The following is an 18,345-nucleotide window of genomic DNA, read 5'->3' on the forward strand; positions in this document are numbered from 1 at the left end:
CGGGTCCTCGGCGAGAAGCGCGTCGAGGATCGTGTCGCTGATCTGGTCAGCGATCTTGTCGGGGTGGCCCTCGGTCACGGACTCCGAGGTGAACAGGCGACGGGGCATGGTTCTCCAGGGTCGACTGGGTCAGGTGCGTGTGATCGCCAGGGAGTGAGAAGCGGGAACCAGGGCACCCCGAGGCGCTCCTGGGATGCGTCCGCGCAGCCTCCCGGCGGGGATGGCCTCCCCTCGGCGGCTGCACCATACCCATGATCAACTGCCCCCCGGGTATGACCCACATCACCTTTCGGGCGATGGGATGCGGAACTCCGGATTCAGCGCCTTCACCCCCCCTTCACAGAATTCCGCAAGGCCGACACATCAGGGGTTCACGAAATTTTCCAACCGCTTCGTGATCATCGTCACATCGACACGCTCGCTCGTGCCTGCCTAGGGTGATCATGTTTTCGAGCTGCATTAAAAAGACCGAGTTCTACACAATGAATAAAGGCCTCATCCGCACATACGAATTGAGTGGAGAGCGGTTTCTGTGCTTTCTCCCGTTCAATCAGGATCGCCATCGGCCGAAGGGCCGGGAGTTCTGGTAGGCGATGGTTGGCTGGGATCCTCCATGGCCGAAGACGAGCAGCAGTGGCGCATCCCCATGCCGCCCGGGGTCGCAGCGGAGCTGACCCGTGCCGCACGGTCCGCGCTGGCCGCGGGCGACCGGCTCGACCTCGCGGCCCCCAGGCCCCGCGGGCTGGACCTGACCGAGGCGTTCGCGGCCGGACTGGGCCGCCGGCTCGCCGGCAGCCCGGGCTTCGCCGTCGTCGAGGACTTCCCGGTGGACGCCGAGGACCCCCGGGAGACCGAGATGGCCTACTGGCTCCTCGGACTCCTGCTGGGCCGCCCCGTCACCCAGAGCCGCAAGGCCGATCTGCTCGGCCGGGTCGAGGACCGGGGCGCCGACATCGCGAGCCCCGTCCAGCGCGGCTACGAGAGTTCCGCCGCGCTCCCCTTCCACGTGGACCGCACCGACGTGATCGGGCTGCTGTGCGTCCGCCCCGCCCCGTCCGGCGGCCTGAGCCGGCTCGTGTCCTCCAAGGCCGTCCACGACGTGCTCCTGCACGAGCGCCCCGACCTGCTGGAAGAGCTCTACCGGCCGTTCCCGAACGACCGCCGGGGCGAGGAGCAGCCGGGCCAGGACCCCTGGTCCTCGATCCCCGTCTTCAGCCGCGTCGACGGCTCGTTCGCGACGCGGTACCTGCGGCGGTTCATCGAGGGCTCCCAGCGCCACGCGGCGGCCCCCCGGCTCACCGCCGGCCAGCTCGAGGCGATGGCCGTGCTGGACCAGGTCCTCGACCGGCCCGGGGTCTCCCTCGACATGGAACTCCGCAGGGGCGACCTGCAGTTGATCAACAACTTCCACATCCTGCACGCCCGCACCGCCTTCGCGGACGGCGGCGGCCGGGGCCGGCTCCTGCTCCGCCTCTGGCTGGCCTTCGCCGGCAGCCCGGAGCTCCCCGAGCACTACGCGTCGCTCTACGGAGCGGTCGCGGCCGGCAGCTACCGGGGCGGCGTCTGGGCCCCGGGGACCGTCCCCGCGGATTTCGGCCGCCCCGTTTCCGAACTCGGTTGAACCGAACCCCGCTTTCATCCGTGCGCGCGTGACATTTCGGCGTCCCACTGCCCGCGCCACCCCCTGGCGCCCCTTTTGTCGCGTCGAGGCCCTACGTCCCCGTCATACCGGGGTGCACCCTCTGGCCGGGTTCCTGTTCTTCTTCTGAAATATCGGGTCCGACCACACCGGGAAATTCGTTCCCGGCGACCCGTTCGTTCATCTTCCGCCTTTGTACGAGGCTGCCCCGATTCAATTCACGAGCAGCCGAGGTACTGCGGTCGATACCCGAAAAGAAAGCAGCTACCGCAATGCCTGTCATCGACCTGGACCGCTATCGACGGGACGGCTACCAGCTGCTCCCGGGACTCCTCGACGACGAGGACCGCCGCCGGGCCGTCGCGTTCTTCGACGACCTCGACGGCGCCGCGGAGGTCTCCCCCTCGTACGAGCCCGAGTACGACGAGGGGGACGGCGTCCGCCGGCTGCGCAAGCTCCGGCGGCTGCTGTGGAACGACCCCGAGGTCTGGGGTCCCCTGCTGAACCGTGCCGGCGTCACCGACCTGGCCCGCCAGGTCGTCGGCGACAGCGCCGGGGTCGTCTTCCACGCGGCCTTCCTCAAGCCGGCGCTCGTCGGCACCGAGGTGGCGCTCCATCAGGACCAGGCCCTGTGGACCCACACCTACCCGGGCGCGTTCAGCGTCTGGTTCGCGCTGACGGAGGTGTCGCCCGCCAACGGCGGCCTCTTCGGCAGCCCCGGTTCGCACAGCGGCGGCGAGGTCGCCCACCGCGACCGGCCGCAGTACCGCTGGCACCCCAGCCTGGACGCCGCGGAGGACGGCCTGCGCGAGCCCGTGCAGTTCGAACTCCGTCCCGGCGACGGGGTGATGTGGGACCGCTTCTTCGCCCACGGCAGCGCCGCGAACACCTCGCCCGCCGACCGCCGCGGCATGGTCGTCGTCTTCGCCGACTCCTCCGCCCCCGGCTTCGCGGCCAAGGACCACTTCCCGTTGGACGCTCTGCACGCGCTCGGTGCCGAGTGACCGGACAACCCCCCGCGACCCTCTCAGCCGCTGGAGAACAGATGACCTTCATCATCGACGGCACCCTGCGCGAGGGGATGCAGTCGGCCCATGGCTGCTTCACCCTCGAACAGAGCGTGGAAGTCACCACCCTGCTGATCCGATCCGGGGTGGACACCATCGAGTGCGGCCACCCCGCCATCGACGAGAGCGAGATGCTGCGCGTGGCGGCCGTCGTCGAGGCGGCCGGTGACACGCCCGTCCTCGCCCATGCCCGCGCCCACCTCGGTGACATCCAGGCCGTGGCCAAGAGCGGCGCCGCCTGGGTCGGCATCTTCCTCGGCGTCAACGACGTCTCCCGGCGCTCCCGGCTCCCCGGCAGCGACCTGAGCGACCTCTACGGACGCATCCGCGAGTCCGTCACCCATGCCCGCGAACTCGGGCTGCGCGTACGGTTCACGGTCGAGGACAGCAGCCGTACGGATCCCGGTGAACTCGTCGAGGCGTACCTCGTCGCCATCGAGGCGGGCGCCGAGCGGATCTGCTTCGCCGACACGCTCGGCATCCTGGAGCCCCAGGACACCGCCGCCCGGGTCCGGGAGCTGAAGAAGCGGTGTCCCGGCGTGGACATCGAGGTCCACCTCCACGACGACCGCGGGCTGGCCATGGCCAACGCGCTCGCGGCGATCGACGCGGGCGCCACGTGGGTGTCGACCTCCGTCAACGGTCTCGGCGAGCGGGCCGGCATCACGGACTACGCGGCGCTCGCGGCCAACCTGCACCACCGGGGGACCCGCGAGCTCGCCGACGGCGACCTGCTGGGCGACCTCAGCCGGCGGGTGGGCGCGTACTCCCGCTCCATGCCGGACCACCGTCGGCCCGTGGTCGGCCGGGACGTCTTCCACCACGTCGCCAAGCTGCACGTCCGTGCGGTGGAGCGCGAGCCCGGATCCTACGAATGGGTCGCGCCGGCGACGTTCGGACGGACCGGCAGCGTGTCCCGCCCGCAGCTGCCCGCCGACCCCGCGGCCTGGGTCGTCGACCCGAAGGTCATCTCCGCGACCGAGCTGCGCCACCACCGGCACGGCCCCGGCGAGCGCTACGTCCTGGTCGACAACCGCTTCGTGCCGGGCGCGGACCAGTACTGCATCGCGCGCCGCATCCCCCAGCTCGACGACTACGGCGCCGGCCACGTCGACACCCACGTGCACCACTGCGACAGCCTCTTCATGTTCCTCGGCGAGGGCGAGGGCTACGGCGGACTGTCGGTCGAGGTGTGGCTCGGTGACCAGGTCTTCCCGGTGCAGAGCCCCGCCTCGGTCTTCATCCCGGCCGGTGTCCCGCACGGGTACCGGGTGGTCGGCGGCGCCGGCACCTACCTCAACCACGTCCTCGCGGGCGACTACAACTCCAGCCTGATCGACCCTGTAGGGAGCATCTGATGACGATCCAGACCGAGAACACGAAGGCCGCCGCCTGGGACCTGATCGGCTCCCTCTTCTGGGAGACCGGGCGCACCACCGCCAAGCCCAGCGACGAGGAGATCGGCCTCTTCCTGGCCGGCATCACCGCCGGCGCGCGCTGCACGGTCGTCGGCGCCTCCACCAAGGACCTCGTCGAGGCCCTGATCACCCTCGGCGCCGAGGTGACGGTCATGGACTTCTCGGAGCGCATGTGCGAGGACCTGCGGGCGGCACTCCCCGCCGGCTCCTGCACGATCCTGCGCCACGACATCACCCAGCGGGCCCCCGAGGCGCTGCGCGGCACCCAGCAGTTCGTCCTCAACGACCGCCTGGTCAACCGCTTCAGCGAGGACGAGGCGCGCCGGGGGCTGGAGGGCATGCTGGACCTCCTCGCGGACGGCGGCCAGGTCCGGGCCTCCATCAAGCTCGGCCTGTACCCGATGGACGAGCGGATGATCGACACCGGCCGTGAGCGCGGCACCCTCGAGACGTTCTTCGACGCCGGGTCGAAGGTCATCGACTTCGCCGCGGCCGGGGACGTCCTCACCGACTCGCTGCTCCCGCACGGCGGGATCGACCCCGAGATCCTCCTCGACTGGTACCGGGGGCGCGGCCGCGAGCAGCGCTTCGACCACGAGGACGTACTGGGCCTCGTCGCCGCCGCCGAGGTCGGGGGCCGGGGCCTCGCGCTGGTCTCGTCCACCGAGTTCGGCCAGGCGCCGAAGACCCGGATGTACACGGCCTCGGCCGTCTCTCCGCGCCAGGACGCCTGACCCGTGTGCGGAGTCGTCGGAGTGAGCCTGGCACCTGCGGCGGGCGGGACGGGGAGCGTCCCGGACGCCCGCGACCTGGCGCGGCACGGCATCGGCCGGTTGGCGCACCGCGGGCCGGACGGGCACGGCGTGGCCGGTGACGCGGCGTCCGCGGTCGCCATGTGCCGGCTCCGGGTGCGCAGCCGGCCCGCTGACGGGGTCCCCTTCACCACGGGCCACGACGGTGTGCACCTCGCCTACAACGGTGAGGTGTACGCCGTGGGGTCCGGCGCCCGTGACGGCGCGCCCCGGGTGACGGTGCCCCGGGGCGGGCTGGACGAGGCGCAGGCGGTCGCGGAGCACGACACCGCCGCGCTGGACGGCATGTACGCCCTGGTGCGCCGGGCCCCCGACGGCTCCGTCGAGGTCAGCCGCGACCCCCTCGGGATCAAGCCGCTCTACCTGCGGCGCGGTCCGCAGGGAGTCGCGGTGGCCTCGGAGATACCGGCGCTGCTGGACCTGTTCGGTCCGGCGCGCGTCCGCCCCGCGGCCGTGGCGCAGTTCGTCCTGCTCGGCCGGGTCGTGGACGGCGGCACGTGCTACGAGGACATCGAGCCCGTGCCGCCGGGCGCCCGGCTGCTCCTGAAGGAGGGCCGGTGCGAACGGCTTCCGGGCAGCGGACCCTGGCAGGCCGACGTGGCAGCGGCCCCCGGGGACACGTCGCCGCAGGCCGTGCGCGACGCCGTCGCCCGCGCGGTGGACCGCGTGCTCGTCTCGGACCGTCCGCTGGGCCTGGCCCTCAGCGGCGGACTGGACTCCACGGTCCTGGCCCTCGAGCTGGCGGGCCGCGGCATCGAGGACCTCGCCACCGTGAGCGTGGTGCCCCGCGGCAACGGCGACGGCGTGCGCGACGTCGCCGAGCTGGGACTGCCCGGCGGCGCGTGGCGCGGCTGGCGGCACGCGTGGACGGAGTTCGGGCCGGCGGAGCTGTTCGCCGGCGTCGCCGACGCGGTGGCGGTGCTCGGCGAGCCGACCGCGCTGACCAGCGTCCCGATGTACGCGGCGCTGGCCCGCCTGGCCCGCGAGTCGGGGATCGTCGTGCTCCTGCTGGGCGAGGGCGCGGACGAGGTGTTCGGCGGCTACCGCAGCTACCTCGGGCTGGACGGGCTGGCCTCCGCCCAGGAGTTCTACCTGGCGCCGGACCGGCTCGCGCTCGTCGGCGACCTGCTGGGGCCGGAGGCGCGGGAGGCGGCGCGCGAGGCGCTCCGGGCGGCGCTGCCCGCCGCCGACGGCCGGTCCGCGGCGGAGACCACGCGCGACTTCGAGTACGAGCACAGCCTCGAACCGCTGCTGCGCCGGGCCGACCACCTCCTGATGGCCCGGGGCATCGAGGGGCGGACCCCGTTCCTGCACGGCGGGCTGCCCGCCCTGGGACGGTCGTTCCCGATGTCCGAGCTGGTCCGCGGCGGACAGACGAAGGTGCCGCTGCGCCAGGCGTACGCCAGTCGGCTGCCCCGCTGGACCGACGAGGTCAAGAAGCCGTTCCGGGCTCCCGTCGACGAGTGGCTGGCCGGGCCGCGGCGCGAGGACGTACTGCGCGGGCTGGAGGAACGCCGGGACCTGTTCGCGGCCGCCGGTCTGCGGGCCGCGGGCGTGGACCGGCTCGTCGGTGACGTGCGGGCCGGCCGGCCCGGGGCCACCGGCCTGGTGTTCCCCCTGCTGAGCCTCGGCAGCTGGCTGGAACGGGCCGGCTCCGCCGCCCCGACCCTCCCCACCCCTCCCAGAGGAGCCTGACCCCGTGAACGACCGAACCGACGCCCGCCCCCGGCCGGTCCACGCCCCCGTGCGGCGCGACGACGTGGCCCACGGCGTCCTGCTGTACCCGCTGGACGAGCTCGCGGCGTCCGCCGGGGTCGACCTGGACACGCTGCCCTACACGGTGCGGCTGCTGCTGGAGAACGCGGCCCACGTGGCGGCGGCGGGGAAGGCCGGCCCGGACGTGCTGGACGCGGTCCTGCGGCCGGCCGACGGGGCCGACGTGGCGTTCCAGCCGGCCAGGGTGGTGCTCCAGGACTTCTCGGGGGTCCCGGTCGCGCTGGACCTCGCGGCGCTGCGCGCGGCGGCGGTCCGGCGCGGACTCCCCGCGGCCGCGGTGGGTCCGCAGGTTCCCGCCGATCTGGTCGTGGACCACTCCGTGCGCGTGGACGCGGCCGGAACGGCGGACGCGCTGCGCCTCAACACGGGGCTGGAGTTCGCCCGCAACCGCGAGCGGTACGCGCTGCTGCGCTGGGCGGAGCAGGCCTTCGACGGCTTCCGCGTCGTACCGCCGGGCAACGGCATCGTGCACCAGGTCAACCTGGAGCGGCTGGCGCAGGTGGTGGTGCGGGCCGAGGGTCCGCAAGGGGCGGGGCTGACGCGTCCGGACACCGTGCTGGGCACGGACTCGCACACCCCCATGGTGGGCGCGCTCGGCGTCCTCGGCTGGGGCGTCGGAGGGATCGAGGCGACCTCGGTGCTGCTGGGCGAGCCGGTGCTGCTCGCCGCGCCCCGGGTGGTCGGCGTCCGGCTGACGGGAGAGCTGCCCCCGGGCACCACGGCCACCGACCTCGTGCTCACGCTCACGGAACGGCTGCGTCGCCACGGCGTGGTGGGCGCCTTCGTCGAGTTCTTCGGGGAGGGGTGCGCGGGGCTGAGCGTTCCGGACCGGGCGACCCTGGCGAACATGGCGCCCGACTACGGGGCGACCACCGCGCTCTTCCCGGTGGACGCCGAGACCCTCGCGTTCCTGCGGATCACCGGTCGGCCGGCGGAGCACGTCGAGCTGGTCGAGCGGTACTGCCGGGCGCAGGGGCTCTTCCGCGAGCCGGGGTCGGACGCGCGGGTGCGGTACGCGGAGGTGGTGGCGCTCGACCTGGGCGAGGTGGAGGCCTGTGTCGCGGGGCCGGGCCGGCCCGATCAGCGGGTCGCGCTGCGCGACGTCCCGGGGAGCCTGGGCGTGGCGCCCGTACCCGGGGACGGCGGCGACCGGCCGGCCGACGGCTCGGTGGTCATCGCCGCGATCACGAGTTGCACCAACACCTCGCACCCGGGGTCGATGCTGACCGCGGGCCTGGTGGCACGGCGTGCGGTCGAGTTCGGGCTCACCGTCCCGGCCTGGGTCAAGACCAGCCTCGCCCCCGGCAGCCGCACGGTGCCCGCCTACCTGGAGCGGGCCGGTGTCCTGCCCGCGCTCCAGGAACTGGGCTTCCACGTCGTGGCGTTCGGCTGCACCACCTGCCACGGCATGAGCGGCGACCTGCTGCCCGAGGCCGCCCGGGCGGTCGCGGACGAGGGGGTGCTGGGTGCTGCGGTGCTCAGCGGCAACCGCAACTTCGAGGGCCGGATCCACCCGCAGGTGAAGGCCGCCTACCTCGCCTCGCCCGGCCTGGTCGTCGCGTACGCCCTGGCCGGCACGGTCACCCGGGACCTGACCGTGGAACCGGTCGGCGTCGCCCCCGACGGCCGCGAGGTGTACCTGCGCGACCTGTGGCCCAGCCCGCAGGAGGTCGCCGAGGCCACCCGTGCGGCCGTCGGGGCCGACCTCTACGACACCGCCTATGCGGGCCTGTACGAGGGCGGTGCCGCGTGGCGCGCCCTCGACGCCCCCCGGGGCGACCTGTACGAGTGGCCCGAAGGCTCCGACTACATCCTGGAGCCGCCGTACCTGGACGGGCCCGCGGACGGGTCGGCGGCGGACGGCTCCACGACGGACGGCTCGGCGGCGGACGGCTCGGCGGCGGACGCGGACGTCATGGGCGCACGGATCCTGGCCCTCCTCGGCGACTCGGTCTCCACCGACCACATCTCGCCGGTCGGCGCCATCCCCCGCGACGGCGACGCCGGCCGGTACCTGAGCGGACTCGGGGTGCCCGAGCGGGAGTTCAACAGCTTCGGTGCCCGGCGCGGCAACCACCACGTGATGGTGCGCGGCACCTTCGGCAACGTCCGGCTCCGCAACGCCCTGGCCGACGGGCGGGAAGGCCCCTGGACCCGGTTGCAGCCGACGGGCGAGCTGGTGTCCCTCCACGAGGCGGCGCAGTCGTACCGGACCGCGGGCGTGCCCCTCATCGTGGTGGCCGGAACGGAGTACGGCTGCGGCAGCGCCCGTGACTGGGCCGCCAAGGGCACCGCGCTGCTGGGTGTCCGCGCGGTCCTCGCCCAGGGCTTCGAGCGGATCCACCGGAGCAATCTGGTGGGGATGGGCGTGCTCCCCCTGTTGTTCCCGGCCGGGCTGGACGCCGGGGTCCTGGGCCTCGACGGGACGGAGGAGCTCGACCTCCTGGGTCTGACCGGACTGGGCCCACGCGGCGCGGTGACCGTCCGCGTCCGGCGCCGGGACGGGACGCACCGGTCCTTCGAGGCGGTCGCCGCACTCGAAACGGCCCGGGAATGCGCCTACTTCACCGCCGGCGGCGTCCTGCCGTACACCGTGGCGCGGCTGCGGCGGGAGGCACTGCCCGCGGTGGGCGATCCGGCCTGACCCGCTGCCGGGCGCCCCTCGACGGGGGCGCCCGGCAGCCGCTGGGGGCGGACCCTCACGGGCCGTCCGGCGACGGCGACGGCTCGGTGACCACGCTCGCGGCGAACCAGGCGGACAGCTCCTTCATGCGGGACTCCACCTCCTGGTCGTCGGCTCCCGAGATCACGGCCACTCCGGCGTGGAGGTACGAGGCGGAGGTGACGTCGGGCATGGTCCCGCCCGGCGTGATCTTCAGCTCGACGTGGACCACTCCGGGGCGGGCGAGCACCTCGTCCTTCGTCGGTGCCTCGCGGACCAGGCCCTGGGGGGCGTAGAGGTGCATGTCGCCGTGCACGGCGTTCGTGCCGCCCGCGCCGGGTGCCACCGGGGCGGCGGGCCGGCCGAGCACCCCGCGGACCCATTCGTCGTGCAGGTTCACGCCGAAGGAACGCTCGACGACCTCGTCGGTACGACCGCCTCCGACGCGTGCTCCGCATTCACCGAAAATCATTTCCCCGTCGCGTACGAAGACTTCCATGTGGAATACGCCGTCGACGTGTTCCAGGGCCTTGAGGGAATCCTGGGCGACCACCTTGGCGGTTTCGAAGAGTTCCGTGTGCAGGGCGGGCGGGAGGGCAATGCAGCCGACGAGCCCGCCGTCATGGATGTCGATGATGTTCTCGAGATAGCGGCCCATGGAGAGGAACGTCACCTCGCCGCCGCGCACCACGCCGTCGACCTGGAACTCGGCACCGGAAATGAATTCCTCGACGAGCCAGGGTCCCTTCGTGGCCGTGGTGCGGACGTATTCGGCCAGATCTTCGCGGCGGTCGATGCGGAACGTGTCGAGCGCGCCACTGCCGCTGAGCGGCTTGACCACGACGGGGAACCGGTCGGGATGGGCCGCCACGTCCGCCGCGCCGCTCACCGTGACGCACTGCGCGGTCCTCACGCCAGCGGCTCTGACCAGCGCTTTCTGGACATCCTTGTCGCGCATGGCGACGGCACCGAAGGCGGCCCTATCGGTCTTGCGGGCGAGGTCGGACAGCACGGCCGCGGTGGCCAGGCAGAACTCGAGCCCACTGCAGACCGCGTCGAAGTCCCGCAGGTCGAGTGCATTCCTGGTCAGCCCGGCAAGGGCCTGGTCGACGCTCGTCTGGTCGGCCACCAGCACGGTCCTCATGTTCGGGAATTCGCGCCGGGCGGCTTCGACGTCGCCCGGCGTGAGAACACAGGTGACCTCGACTCCGGAGCGGTGCAGAGCGGCGACCGCACGGAACATCCAGCCAATGTGGAGAACGGATTCTGGGGTATTTGTCACAAGGTCCCTTTGGTCATTGTTCCGGGGGGATTTAATTTAATGCCGCACACCGGGGCCAGCTACGTGAGGAAGGTCACAGGGTCCCCGCCCGAATCATGTTGATCAACAGAATGGATCCTGATGGGATGCATTCTGCTCATCCGTGCGCTTCATGGAGTCCGCATTGAAACAGAAGAAAAGGGCGATATCCCTCCGCTCGCTGCTGCCCTCGTCGCGCCCCCTGTGGGTGCTGGCGCTGAGCACGCTCGCCCGGAGCACCGGCAACGGCGTCGTCGTCGCGATCATCGTGCTCTACCTCACGCGCTCCGTGGAGATCAGTTCCAAGCACGTGGGCCTCGCCCTGACCGTCGCCGCCGTCGTCGGCATGCTGGTCAGCATCCCCGCCGGCCACGCCAGCGACGTCCTGGGCGCGCGGCCGGCGGCCGTCTGCTCCGTCGTCCTGCAGGGCGTGGCCGTCTGGGGATACGTCCTCGTCGGGGGCTTCGGCGCGCTGATCGCCGCGGCCGCCCTGGTGGCGGTCACCGACTCCGCGTCCAACGCCTCGCGCGGCGCCCTCGTCGCCCTCGCGGTCCCGCAGCAGGACAGGGTGCGCACCCGGGCCTACCTCCGGTCGGTGACCAACGTCGGGTTCTCCGTCGGCGCCCTGCTCGGCGGCCTGGTGCTCGGCCGGGACTCGTCCGCCGTCTACACCGGGGCGCTGGTCGCCTCGGGCGCCCTCTTCATCGTGGCGGGCCTGGCGTTCCTCGCCCTGGACGAGGTACCGAAGGTGCCGCGCCCCGCCGAGGCCTCGCCGTGGGGCGTGCTGCGCGACGGGCCCTTCGTCGCCGTGGGGATGATCAACGCCGTCCTGATGATGAACGCGGGCATCCTCGACGTGGCCCTGCCCATCTGGATCGCCGAGCACACCCACGCGCCGATGTCCGTGTTCGCGCCCCTGCTCCTGGTCAACACCGTCATGGTCGTCTTCCTCCAGGTGCCGGTCAGCAAGGGTGCCGAGGACGTGCGCGGCGGCGCCCGGGCCCTGTTCCGGTCCGGTCTCTGGCTGGCCGCCTGCTGTGCCGCCATCGCGCTGGCCTCGGGGCGTTCCGCGTGGGTGGCGGTGGTCCTCCTCGTGGCCGGCGTCGCGATCCACACGGTGGGCGAGCTCCTCTACAGCGCCGGCTCCTGGGCCCTGTCGTACGAGCTGGCGCCCGAACACGCGCAGGGGCAGTACCAGGGCATGTTCGGCCTGACCACGCAGCTCGGTACGGCGATCACGCCGGCCGTCACGGCACTGCTCATCGTGCAGCACGGCTGGATCGGCTGGCTGGTGATGGGGACGATGCTGGCCGCGGCCGGAATCGCGGCACCGGCGGTGGCCCGCTGGGCCGAGCGGACCCGGCCGGCAGGAACGGAGTCCGTCGCCGCGGTGGCCGCCTGACCCCGCGGTGGCTGCCCGACCGTGGGGCGGCACCGGATCGCCCGCGGTGGTCCGCTGTCGCCGCGCCCCGGCGGGCCCGGGGCGCCGGGGCGTCAGGTCATGATGAGGAGCGCCGGGGCGTCAGGTCATGATGAGGAGCCGGGTGTTCGGGACCAGTTTGCGGTTGACGCTGGTGCTCTGCACGAAGATGGTGAAGTCGTCGTTGTGGTCCGGCTTGATGCGCACCTCCGCATCCGGCAGGCCGAGCAGGGCGCGGGCCTCCGGCCCCGTGTAGACGTGGTCCGACTTCTTCTCCAGCACCGCGACCTGCTTGCGCGCCTGGATCTTCTCGGACTTGGTCAGCTCGTAGAACGCGCAGCCGGTGCGGTAGTCCTGCCCGGACTCGACGACCCACTCCCGGATCGCCGCATCGCGCGCCACGGGAACGAGCCGGTACTGCGCGGGGTCCGCCGGCTCGAGACCGGCCGCCTTGATGGTGTCGCTGTTGACCACGTCCGCGCCCGTCGAGAAGACGGCCCGCGATCCGCGGATCCCCTTGGTGCGGCCCACCATGAACTTCTCGGTGGCCTCCCTGATGACCTGGCCGGCCTCCTGCAGGCCCTGCGTGCTCGTGGCGTCCCAGATGGCGATGTTGTCCTTGGGGAAGCCGTACTGCATGGCTTCGCGCTTGCCCATCTGGTCCGGCACGAGGACGGCGAGCGTCCAGTTCTCGGCCTGCGTCTCGATCATGGACGCCACGGCCCGCACCAGCTCGCCCGGCTTCTTGGACGGCGTGCCCGGGCAGCGGTGGCTCGCGTTCTCCTGCCCGTCCGTCAGCACGAACGTCAGGAAGCTGTGGTCGCCGTAGAGCTGGGCCGTCTGCGCCAGCTCGTGCTGCGACTTGAGCGTGGCGGCGAGCAGGGCCGTCATGCCGCCGGTGCGGTAGACCTCCTGGAGGGAGGGCATGCGCAGCACGTCCTTGTCGTAGACGACGCACTCCACCTGGTTCGAGAACACGTACACCGTGACCCGGGTCTCCTGGTCCAGCTCCTGCGAGCGGCGCGCCAGGTAGGCGATCTGCTGGTCGGCGACCTCGACGACCTTGCCGCTCAGGTGCGACATGGACGAACTGGCGTCCAGCACGAGCGCGACGTGGTTGATGTAGTTCTGGCTTCCGGACATGGCGAACTCCCCGTTCCCGTTCTCCGATTCGGTACTCCGATCCTCGCAGCCACCACTGACAGTCGATCCCGGTCTCCGTTGCCGCGCCCCCCGCCGAGGACGGCGCCGCGGTTCACCCGAGGGCCACCTGAGCGACCTCACGGCATCACCGGGCCGCGTCATGGCCCCCTTGGTTCCGGGCCGACACGTGACGCCTGGGCGGCGGGTGATCGATACGTCGACGACATGCGCCGGCTCGTACCATCAGGGGCATGCGCGTGTTGATCGTCGAGGACGAGCCCCTGCTGGCCGAAGCCGTCCGCGACGGCCTGCGCCTGGAAGCGATCGCGGCGGACGTCGCCGGTGACGGCGACACCGCGCTGGAACTGCTCGGCACCCACGCCTACGACATCGCGGTCCTCGACCGCGACGTGCCCGGACCGACCGGTGACGAGATCGCCGCGCGCATCGTCGCCTCCGGGAGTGGCATGCCGATCATCATGCTCACCGCGGCCGACCGTCTCGACGACAAGGCGTCCGGGTTCGAGCTCGGCGCCGACGACTACCTCACCAAGCCGTTCGAGATGCAGGAGCTCGTCCTCCGGCTGAGGGCCCTCGACCGCCGGCGCGCCCACAGCAGGCCGCCCGTGCGGGAGATCGCGGGCCTGCGGCTGGACCCGTTCCGCCGGGAGGTGTACCGGGACGGCCGGTACGTCGCGCTGACCAGGAAGCAGTTCGCGGTGCTCGAGGTCCTGGTCGGTGCCGACGGCGGGGTCGTGAGCGCCGAGGAGCTCCTGGAACGCGCGTGGGACGCGAACGCCGACCCGTTCACCAACGCCGTCCGCATCACCGTCTCGGCACTGCGCAAACGGCTCGGCGAGCCCTGGATCATCGCCACCGTGCCGGGCGTCGGCTACCGCATCACCACCGCGCCCGGCACCGGGCGGGCGGGAACGGACCGTGGCTAGGCGGCCGGGGGTGAGCGTGCGCGTCAAACTCACCCTCAGCTACGCCGGGTTCCTCATGCTCGCCAGCGTCCTGCTGCTCGCGGCGGTGTGGGTGTTCCTCCTGCGCTACGTCCCCGAGCGCGCGCTCATCGTCCCGGACGGCACCCTCACCCACGGCGTCTTCCCCGTCCGGTCCAACCTGCTGCGCGTCTTCGCGCCGCGGGCGGCGGCGGTGCTGGCGTTCCTGCTGGTGTTCGGCCTGGTCGGAGGGTGGGTCCTGGCCGGCCGGATGCTCGCGCCGCTCACCCGCATCACCGACGCCACCCGACTGGCCACGGACGGCTCGCTCTCCCACCGGATCCGGCTGGCGGGCCGCGCGGACGAGTTCAGCGAACTCGCCGACGCCTTCGACACGATGCTCGAACGGCTCGAGGAGCACGTCGCCGAACAGCGCAGGTTCGCGGCCAACGCCTCGCACGAGCTGCGCACGCCACTGGCGATCTCGAAGGCGCTGCTGGACGTGGCCCGCACCGATCCGGACCGGGACGTCGAGGGTCTCATCGAGCGGCTGCGCGCAGTCAACACCCGGGCGATCGACCTCACCGAGGCGCTGCTCCTGGTCAGCCGCGCCGAGCAGCGGTCCTTCACCCGGGAGCGCGTCGACCTGTCGCTCCTGGCGGAGGAGGCCACCGAGACCCTCCTCCCGCTCGCGGAGGAGCGCGGGGTCACCATCGAGACCGGCGGCGACGTCGGGCCCGTGCCCGGGTCCCGGGCGCTCCTGCTGCAACTGGTCCTGAACCTCGTGCAGAACGCGATCGTGCACAACCTGCCCGGACGGGGCACCGTGGGGGTGCACACCGTCCTGCGCCCCACGACGGTGGTGCTCACGGTCGAGAACACCGGCGAGGAGCTCGCGCCGCAGTCGGTCCCGACCCTCACCGAGCCGTTCCAGCGCGGCACCGAGCGCGTGCACGGCGACCATGCGGGCGTCGGTCTCGGCCTGGCCATCGTCGAGACCATCACCCGGGCCCACGACGGAACGCTCCTCCTCGCCCCGCGCCCCGGCGGCGGGATCCGCGTCACCGTCGAACTGCCCGCGGCGCCCCCGGACGCCGACACGTAGCCGACCGACGGGCCGCCCGGCTCACGGTGTCGGCGCAAGGGCCGGGCGGGGGCCGTCCGCCGGTGTGCGCACCGCCGCGGACCGCCACCAGCGGCGCGACGCCATCGCGGCCAGCCCGGCGCCGGCGGTGTTGACCAGTACGTCGTCCACGGACGACACCCGGTCCAGCTGGAGGACGTACTGGGCGACCTCGACCAGGACCGAGCAGCCCGCCCCGAGGGCCAGCACCCGAGGCACCGACGCCAGCGCCGCGAACCGCAGGGGCGCGAAGAACCCCAGCGACGCGAACACCAGCAGGTTGCCGACGATCCCCAGCGGCCCCATCGTGACCAGGTCCCGCAGCGGCACCAGGCTCACCCGGCCGGGAACCACACCGGCCCCGGAGCCCGGCATCATGGTCAGCCACAGGAACGGCACCGTCCCGTGGACCATGGCCACCTCGGCCAGCGACCTGCGCCCCGCCGGCGCGCCAGCGCCCACGCCACCAGCCCGGCCAACGGCAGCGCGACCAGGGTCATCAGCACCACCCCGTTGAACGTGTCGAGACAGCCGTGCCACCGGCCGGCCGTGCACCTCGGGGCGGCCATCATGAGCGGACCCCGCAGGGCGTACGCGGCGCCCGCCGTGCCGAGTACCGCCGGGACGAGCAGCAGGGCCCCGCGCGTACGGCGGGCCGGCCCCGAGGGTGGTGCGTCGTGTTCCATGCGGCCAGTGAAGCCGACGGCCCGGTGGGGGGGCGTATGCGCTTTTCGATACGCCCGCGATACACGGCGGTGGTCGGAGCTCCGGTCCTCCGCGCCGGCGTCGTCCCGGCACGGGGCGGCCGCACCGGCCCCGTCATGTCACCGTCGCCGCTTTTGTCCGCATCCGCCCAACCTCAAGTTATGATCAACTTCCTTGACGAAGATCAACTGGCTGCGCGAACATCGCTGGAGCGAATTACGGCCGCTGCGGCCGGAATTGACCCGACCGCTTCAGCGGTCCGGCACTGAAGGGCCTGCCGACCGGCCCCCGGCGGTCCTCCTCGAAATCTTCTCACCGCATCCCCAGCACCAGCGCATGGCGCGATTCCGGCTACCCCCGCGCGCCCCGAACTGACACCAGGAGATCGCTCGTGATCCCCCTTTCGTACGCCCAGCGGCGCCTCTGGTTCCTGAACGAACTGGAGGGAGTGAAAGCGGTATACAACACTCCGCTGGCACTGCGACTGACCGGCGCACTCGACGTGGAGGCGCTTCGGGGGGCACTGGCCGACCTGGTCGCCCGCCACGAGTCCCTGCGCACCGTGTTCCGGGAGGTCAACGGGGAGCCCCACCAGCACATACGCGAGGCGGCCGAGGCCGTGCCGGTCCTGTCGGTGGAGGACGTACCGGCTTCGGAGGTGTCGGACGCACTCCTGCGCGCCTATCGGATTCCCTTCGATCTGGCCGACGAGATTCCGCTCCGGGCGCAGCTTTTCAGGCAGGGTCCCGACGAACACGTTCTGCTGATCACCCTCCATCACATCGCCGGTGACGGATGGTCCATGGTCCCCCTCTGGCGCGACGTGAGTTCGGCCTATGCGGCACGCCTCAAGGGCGAAGACGTGGCGTGGGAAGAACTTCCTGTCCAATATGCGGATTACACGCTCTGGCAGCGCGAGGTCCTGGGCGACGATTCCGATCCGAACGCCCTCGGACACCAGCAGATGGAATACTGGAAAGCAAAGCTTGACGGAATTCCCGAGGAGTTGGTGCTGCCGACGCGCGGCGGTCGTCCCGCGGTCGCGAGCCGCACGGGCGTACCGGTCGACATCGAGTGCGACCGCTCCACGCACGCCCGGTTGGCCGAGGTCGCGGGCCGCAACGGCAGCACCGTGTTCATGGCGCTCCAGGCGGCCCTGGGCGTGCTGCTGTCGAAGCTCGGCGCCGGTCATGACGTACCCATCGGCACCGCGATCGCGGGACGGACCGACGAGGCCCTCCACGACCTCGTCGGATTCTTCGTCAACACCCTGGTCCTGCGCACCGACACGTCGGGGGACCCGAGTTTCCTCGAGGTCCTGCAGAGGGTCCGGACGGTGAACCTCGAGGCCTACGAGAACCAGGACCTGCCGTTCGAACGCCTCGTCGAGACGCTGAACCCGCCGCGCGTGCCCGGAAGGCATCCGCTGTTCCAGGTCATGCTGACGCTGCAGAACAACGCCGAGGCGGACTACCGGCTGCACGGGGTCGACGTCGCCGTCGAGGAGGTCGAGGAGCGCGCGGCCCAGTTCGACATCGCCTTCCTCCTCAAGGAGGAGCACGACGCGCACGGGGCTCCGGCCGGTCTCCGCGGGACCGTCCTCTACTCGGAGGACCTGTTCACCCCCCGGGCCGCCCGCTGGATCACGGAGCGCTTCAGGGCCCTGCTCGACCAGGTGGTCGAGGATCCGCAGCTGCGCCTCGGCGAGCTCGACGTTCCGGAGGTTCCGGCGGCCCTGACGCAGGGCTCGGAGACCGCGGACGCGACGGCGTCCGGCGGCGGGGCCCCGACCGAGCCGTACGACGAGCGGCTCGACGTCCTGCGCGGCATCTTCACGCAGGTCCTCGAGGTCGAGGACGTCGGGATCCACGACAGCTTCTTCGCGCTGGGCGGGCATTCGCTCCTGGTGATCCGCCTGATCAGCCGCGTACGCACCGCGCTGGGCGTCGAACTGGACGTCGCCAAGGTCTTCGAGGCGCCGTCGGTCGCCGAACTGTACGCATGCCTCGACGAGGCACCCCGCGCCCGGCCGAGCCTCGGAGCCGGCAGACGGTCGCGCTAGGCGGCATCCGGGAAACGGGTCCCCGAGGCTCAGGCCGCCGGCCGACCCGTTCTCCGTGATGCGCCCACGACAAGGGCATGCGGTAGTTCCTCAACAGATAGGGGTGTCACTGTGTCTTCACATGAATCTTGGCAGCGCCTGAAGGGTCTGATCGGGCAGGTCGACGGCCTGTCGCCGCTGGAGCGGCGGCGGGTGCTGACCGAGTGGAACGACACGGCACTGGCGCTCCCCGCGAGGACGTTCCCGGAACTGTTCGAGGAGCAGGCCGCCCGCA

14 protein-coding genes and 1 pseudogene are annotated in these 18,345 nt (G+C 72.1%); 11 read left to right on the top strand and 4 right to left on the bottom strand.

Features of this window, described 5'->3' with window-relative positions:
* On the bottom strand, window positions 1-108 hold a 108-nt coding region (locus IF43_RS40125; RefSeq protein WP_158939656.1), incomplete at its 3' end, for an S-adenosylmethionine synthetase N-terminal domain-containing protein.
* Window positions 109-613: 505 nt separating this feature from the next.
* Between IF43_RS40125 and IF43_RS37270 the strand changes: the two genes are divergently transcribed.
* From IF43_RS37270 to acnA, 6 genes are all read left to right on the top strand, one after another.
* Window positions 614-1,621, top strand: coding sequence for a TauD/TfdA family dioxygenase (locus IF43_RS37270; RefSeq protein ID WP_051796775.1), 1,008 nt, complete (start codon window positions 614-616; stop codon window positions 1,619-1,621).
* 290 nt (window positions 1,622-1,911) lie between these two features.
* Window positions 1,912-2,643 (top strand): phytanoyl-CoA dioxygenase family protein, encoded by a 732-nt coding sequence (locus IF43_RS0133765; protein WP_030210006.1) that lies wholly within the window; start codon window positions 1,912-1,914, stop codon window positions 2,641-2,643.
* 41 nt (window positions 2,644-2,684) lie between these two features.
* Complete coding sequence (locus tag IF43_RS0133770) at window positions 2,685-4,064, top strand: hypothetical protein (RefSeq protein ID WP_030210009.1); 1,380 nt, start codon at window positions 2,685-2,687, stop codon at window positions 4,062-4,064.
* The gene (locus IF43_RS0133775) at window positions 4,064-4,858 is read left to right on the top strand and encodes a hypothetical protein (protein ID WP_051796778.1); all 795 of its coding nucleotides are present in this window, start codon (window positions 4,064-4,066) and stop codon (window positions 4,856-4,858) included. Before IF43_RS0133770 ends, IF43_RS0133775 begins: the two co-directional genes overlap by 1 nt.
* A gap of 21 nt (window positions 4,859-4,879) precedes the next feature.
* Window positions 4,880-6,631: an asparagine synthetase B gene (locus IF43_RS0133780; RefSeq protein WP_051796781.1), complete on the top strand. Its 1,752-nt coding sequence runs from the start codon at window positions 4,880-4,882 to the stop codon at window positions 6,629-6,631.
* 4 nt (window positions 6,632-6,635) lie between these two features.
* Window positions 6,636-9,356: an aconitate hydratase AcnA gene (gene acnA / locus IF43_RS0133785; RefSeq protein ID WP_051796784.1), complete on the top strand. Its 2,721-nt coding sequence runs from the start codon at window positions 6,636-6,638 to the stop codon at window positions 9,354-9,356.
* Window positions 9,357-9,411: 55 nt separating this feature from the next.
* Here acnA and IF43_RS0133790 read toward each other — a convergent pair whose 3' ends face one another.
* The gene (locus IF43_RS0133790) at window positions 9,412-10,509 is read right to left on the bottom strand and encodes an acetyl-CoA carboxylase biotin carboxylase subunit family protein (protein WP_158939658.1); all 1,098 of its coding nucleotides are present in this window, start codon (window positions 10,507-10,509) and stop codon (window positions 9,412-9,414) included.
* Between the two features lie 310 nt (window positions 10,510-10,819).
* Between IF43_RS0133790 and IF43_RS0133795 the strand changes: the two genes are divergently transcribed.
* Entirely contained in the window at window positions 10,820-12,076 is a 1,257-nt protein-coding gene (locus tag IF43_RS0133795; RefSeq protein ID WP_051796788.1) for an MFS transporter, read from the top strand.
* A 120-nt stretch (window positions 12,077-12,196) separates the two neighbouring features.
* Here IF43_RS0133795 and IF43_RS0133800 read toward each other — a convergent pair whose 3' ends face one another.
* Window positions 12,197-13,237 (bottom strand): vWA domain-containing protein, encoded by a 1,041-nt coding sequence (locus tag IF43_RS0133800; protein ID WP_030210018.1) that lies wholly within the window; start codon window positions 13,235-13,237, stop codon window positions 12,197-12,199.
* 251 nt (window positions 13,238-13,488) lie between these two features.
* Here IF43_RS0133800 and IF43_RS0133805 point away from each other — a divergent pair, with 251 nt between their 5' ends.
* Both IF43_RS0133805 and IF43_RS0133810 read left to right on the top strand, forming a co-directional pair.
* Window positions 13,489-14,184 (top strand): response regulator transcription factor, encoded by a 696-nt coding sequence (locus IF43_RS0133805; protein WP_030210022.1) that lies wholly within the window; start codon window positions 13,489-13,491, stop codon window positions 14,182-14,184.
* 10 nt (window positions 14,185-14,194) lie between these two features.
* Window positions 14,195-15,286, top strand: coding sequence for a HAMP domain-containing sensor histidine kinase (locus IF43_RS0133810; RefSeq protein WP_051796789.1), 1,092 nt, complete (start codon window positions 14,195-14,197; stop codon window positions 15,284-15,286).
* A gap of 21 nt (window positions 15,287-15,307) precedes the next feature.
* Here the strand turns inward: IF43_RS0133810 and IF43_RS37275 are convergent.
* Window positions 15,308-15,990, bottom strand: a pseudogene (locus tag IF43_RS37275) (VanZ family protein).
* A 193-nt stretch (window positions 15,991-16,183) separates the two neighbouring features.
* Here IF43_RS37275 and IF43_RS41925 point away from each other — a divergent pair.
* Together IF43_RS41925 and IF43_RS43285 are read left to right on the top strand one after the other, a co-directional pair.
* Window positions 16,184-16,384, top strand: coding sequence for a hypothetical protein (locus IF43_RS41925; RefSeq protein ID WP_158939659.1), 201 nt, complete (start codon window positions 16,184-16,186; stop codon window positions 16,382-16,384).
* A 16-nt stretch (window positions 16,385-16,400) separates the two neighbouring features.
* Window positions 16,401-18,071: a condensation domain-containing protein gene (locus tag IF43_RS43285; protein WP_030210028.1), complete on the top strand. Its 1,671-nt coding sequence runs from the start codon at window positions 16,401-16,403 to the stop codon at window positions 18,069-18,071.
* The last annotated feature ends 274 nt before the right edge of the window (window positions 18,072-18,345 follow it).

The organism is Streptomyces sp. NRRL S-87, from assembly GCF_000719335.1.
GTDB lineage: Bacteria > Actinomycetota > Actinomycetes > Streptomycetales > Streptomycetaceae > Streptomyces.

Coding starts and splice junctions, on each gene's coding strand:
- IF43_RS37270 (WP_051796775.1), top strand. CDS start 614: ATGGCCGAAGACGAGCAGCAGTGGCGCATCCCCATGCCGCCCGGGGTC.
- IF43_RS0133765 (WP_030210006.1), top strand. CDS start 1,912: ATGCCTGTCATCGACCTGGACCGCTATCGACGGGACGGCTACCAGCTG.
- IF43_RS0133770 (WP_030210009.1), top strand. CDS start 2,685: ATGACCTTCATCATCGACGGCACCCTGCGCGAGGGGATGCAGTCGGCC.
- IF43_RS0133775 (WP_051796778.1), top strand. CDS start 4,064: ATGACGATCCAGACCGAGAACACGAAGGCCGCCGCCTGGGACCTGATC.
- IF43_RS0133800 (WP_030210018.1), bottom strand. CDS start 13,237: ATGTCCGGAAGCCAGAACTACATCAACCACGTCGCGCTCGTGCTGGAC.
- IF43_RS0133805 (WP_030210022.1), top strand. CDS start 13,489: ATGCGCGTGTTGATCGTCGAGGACGAGCCCCTGCTGGCCGAAGCCGTC.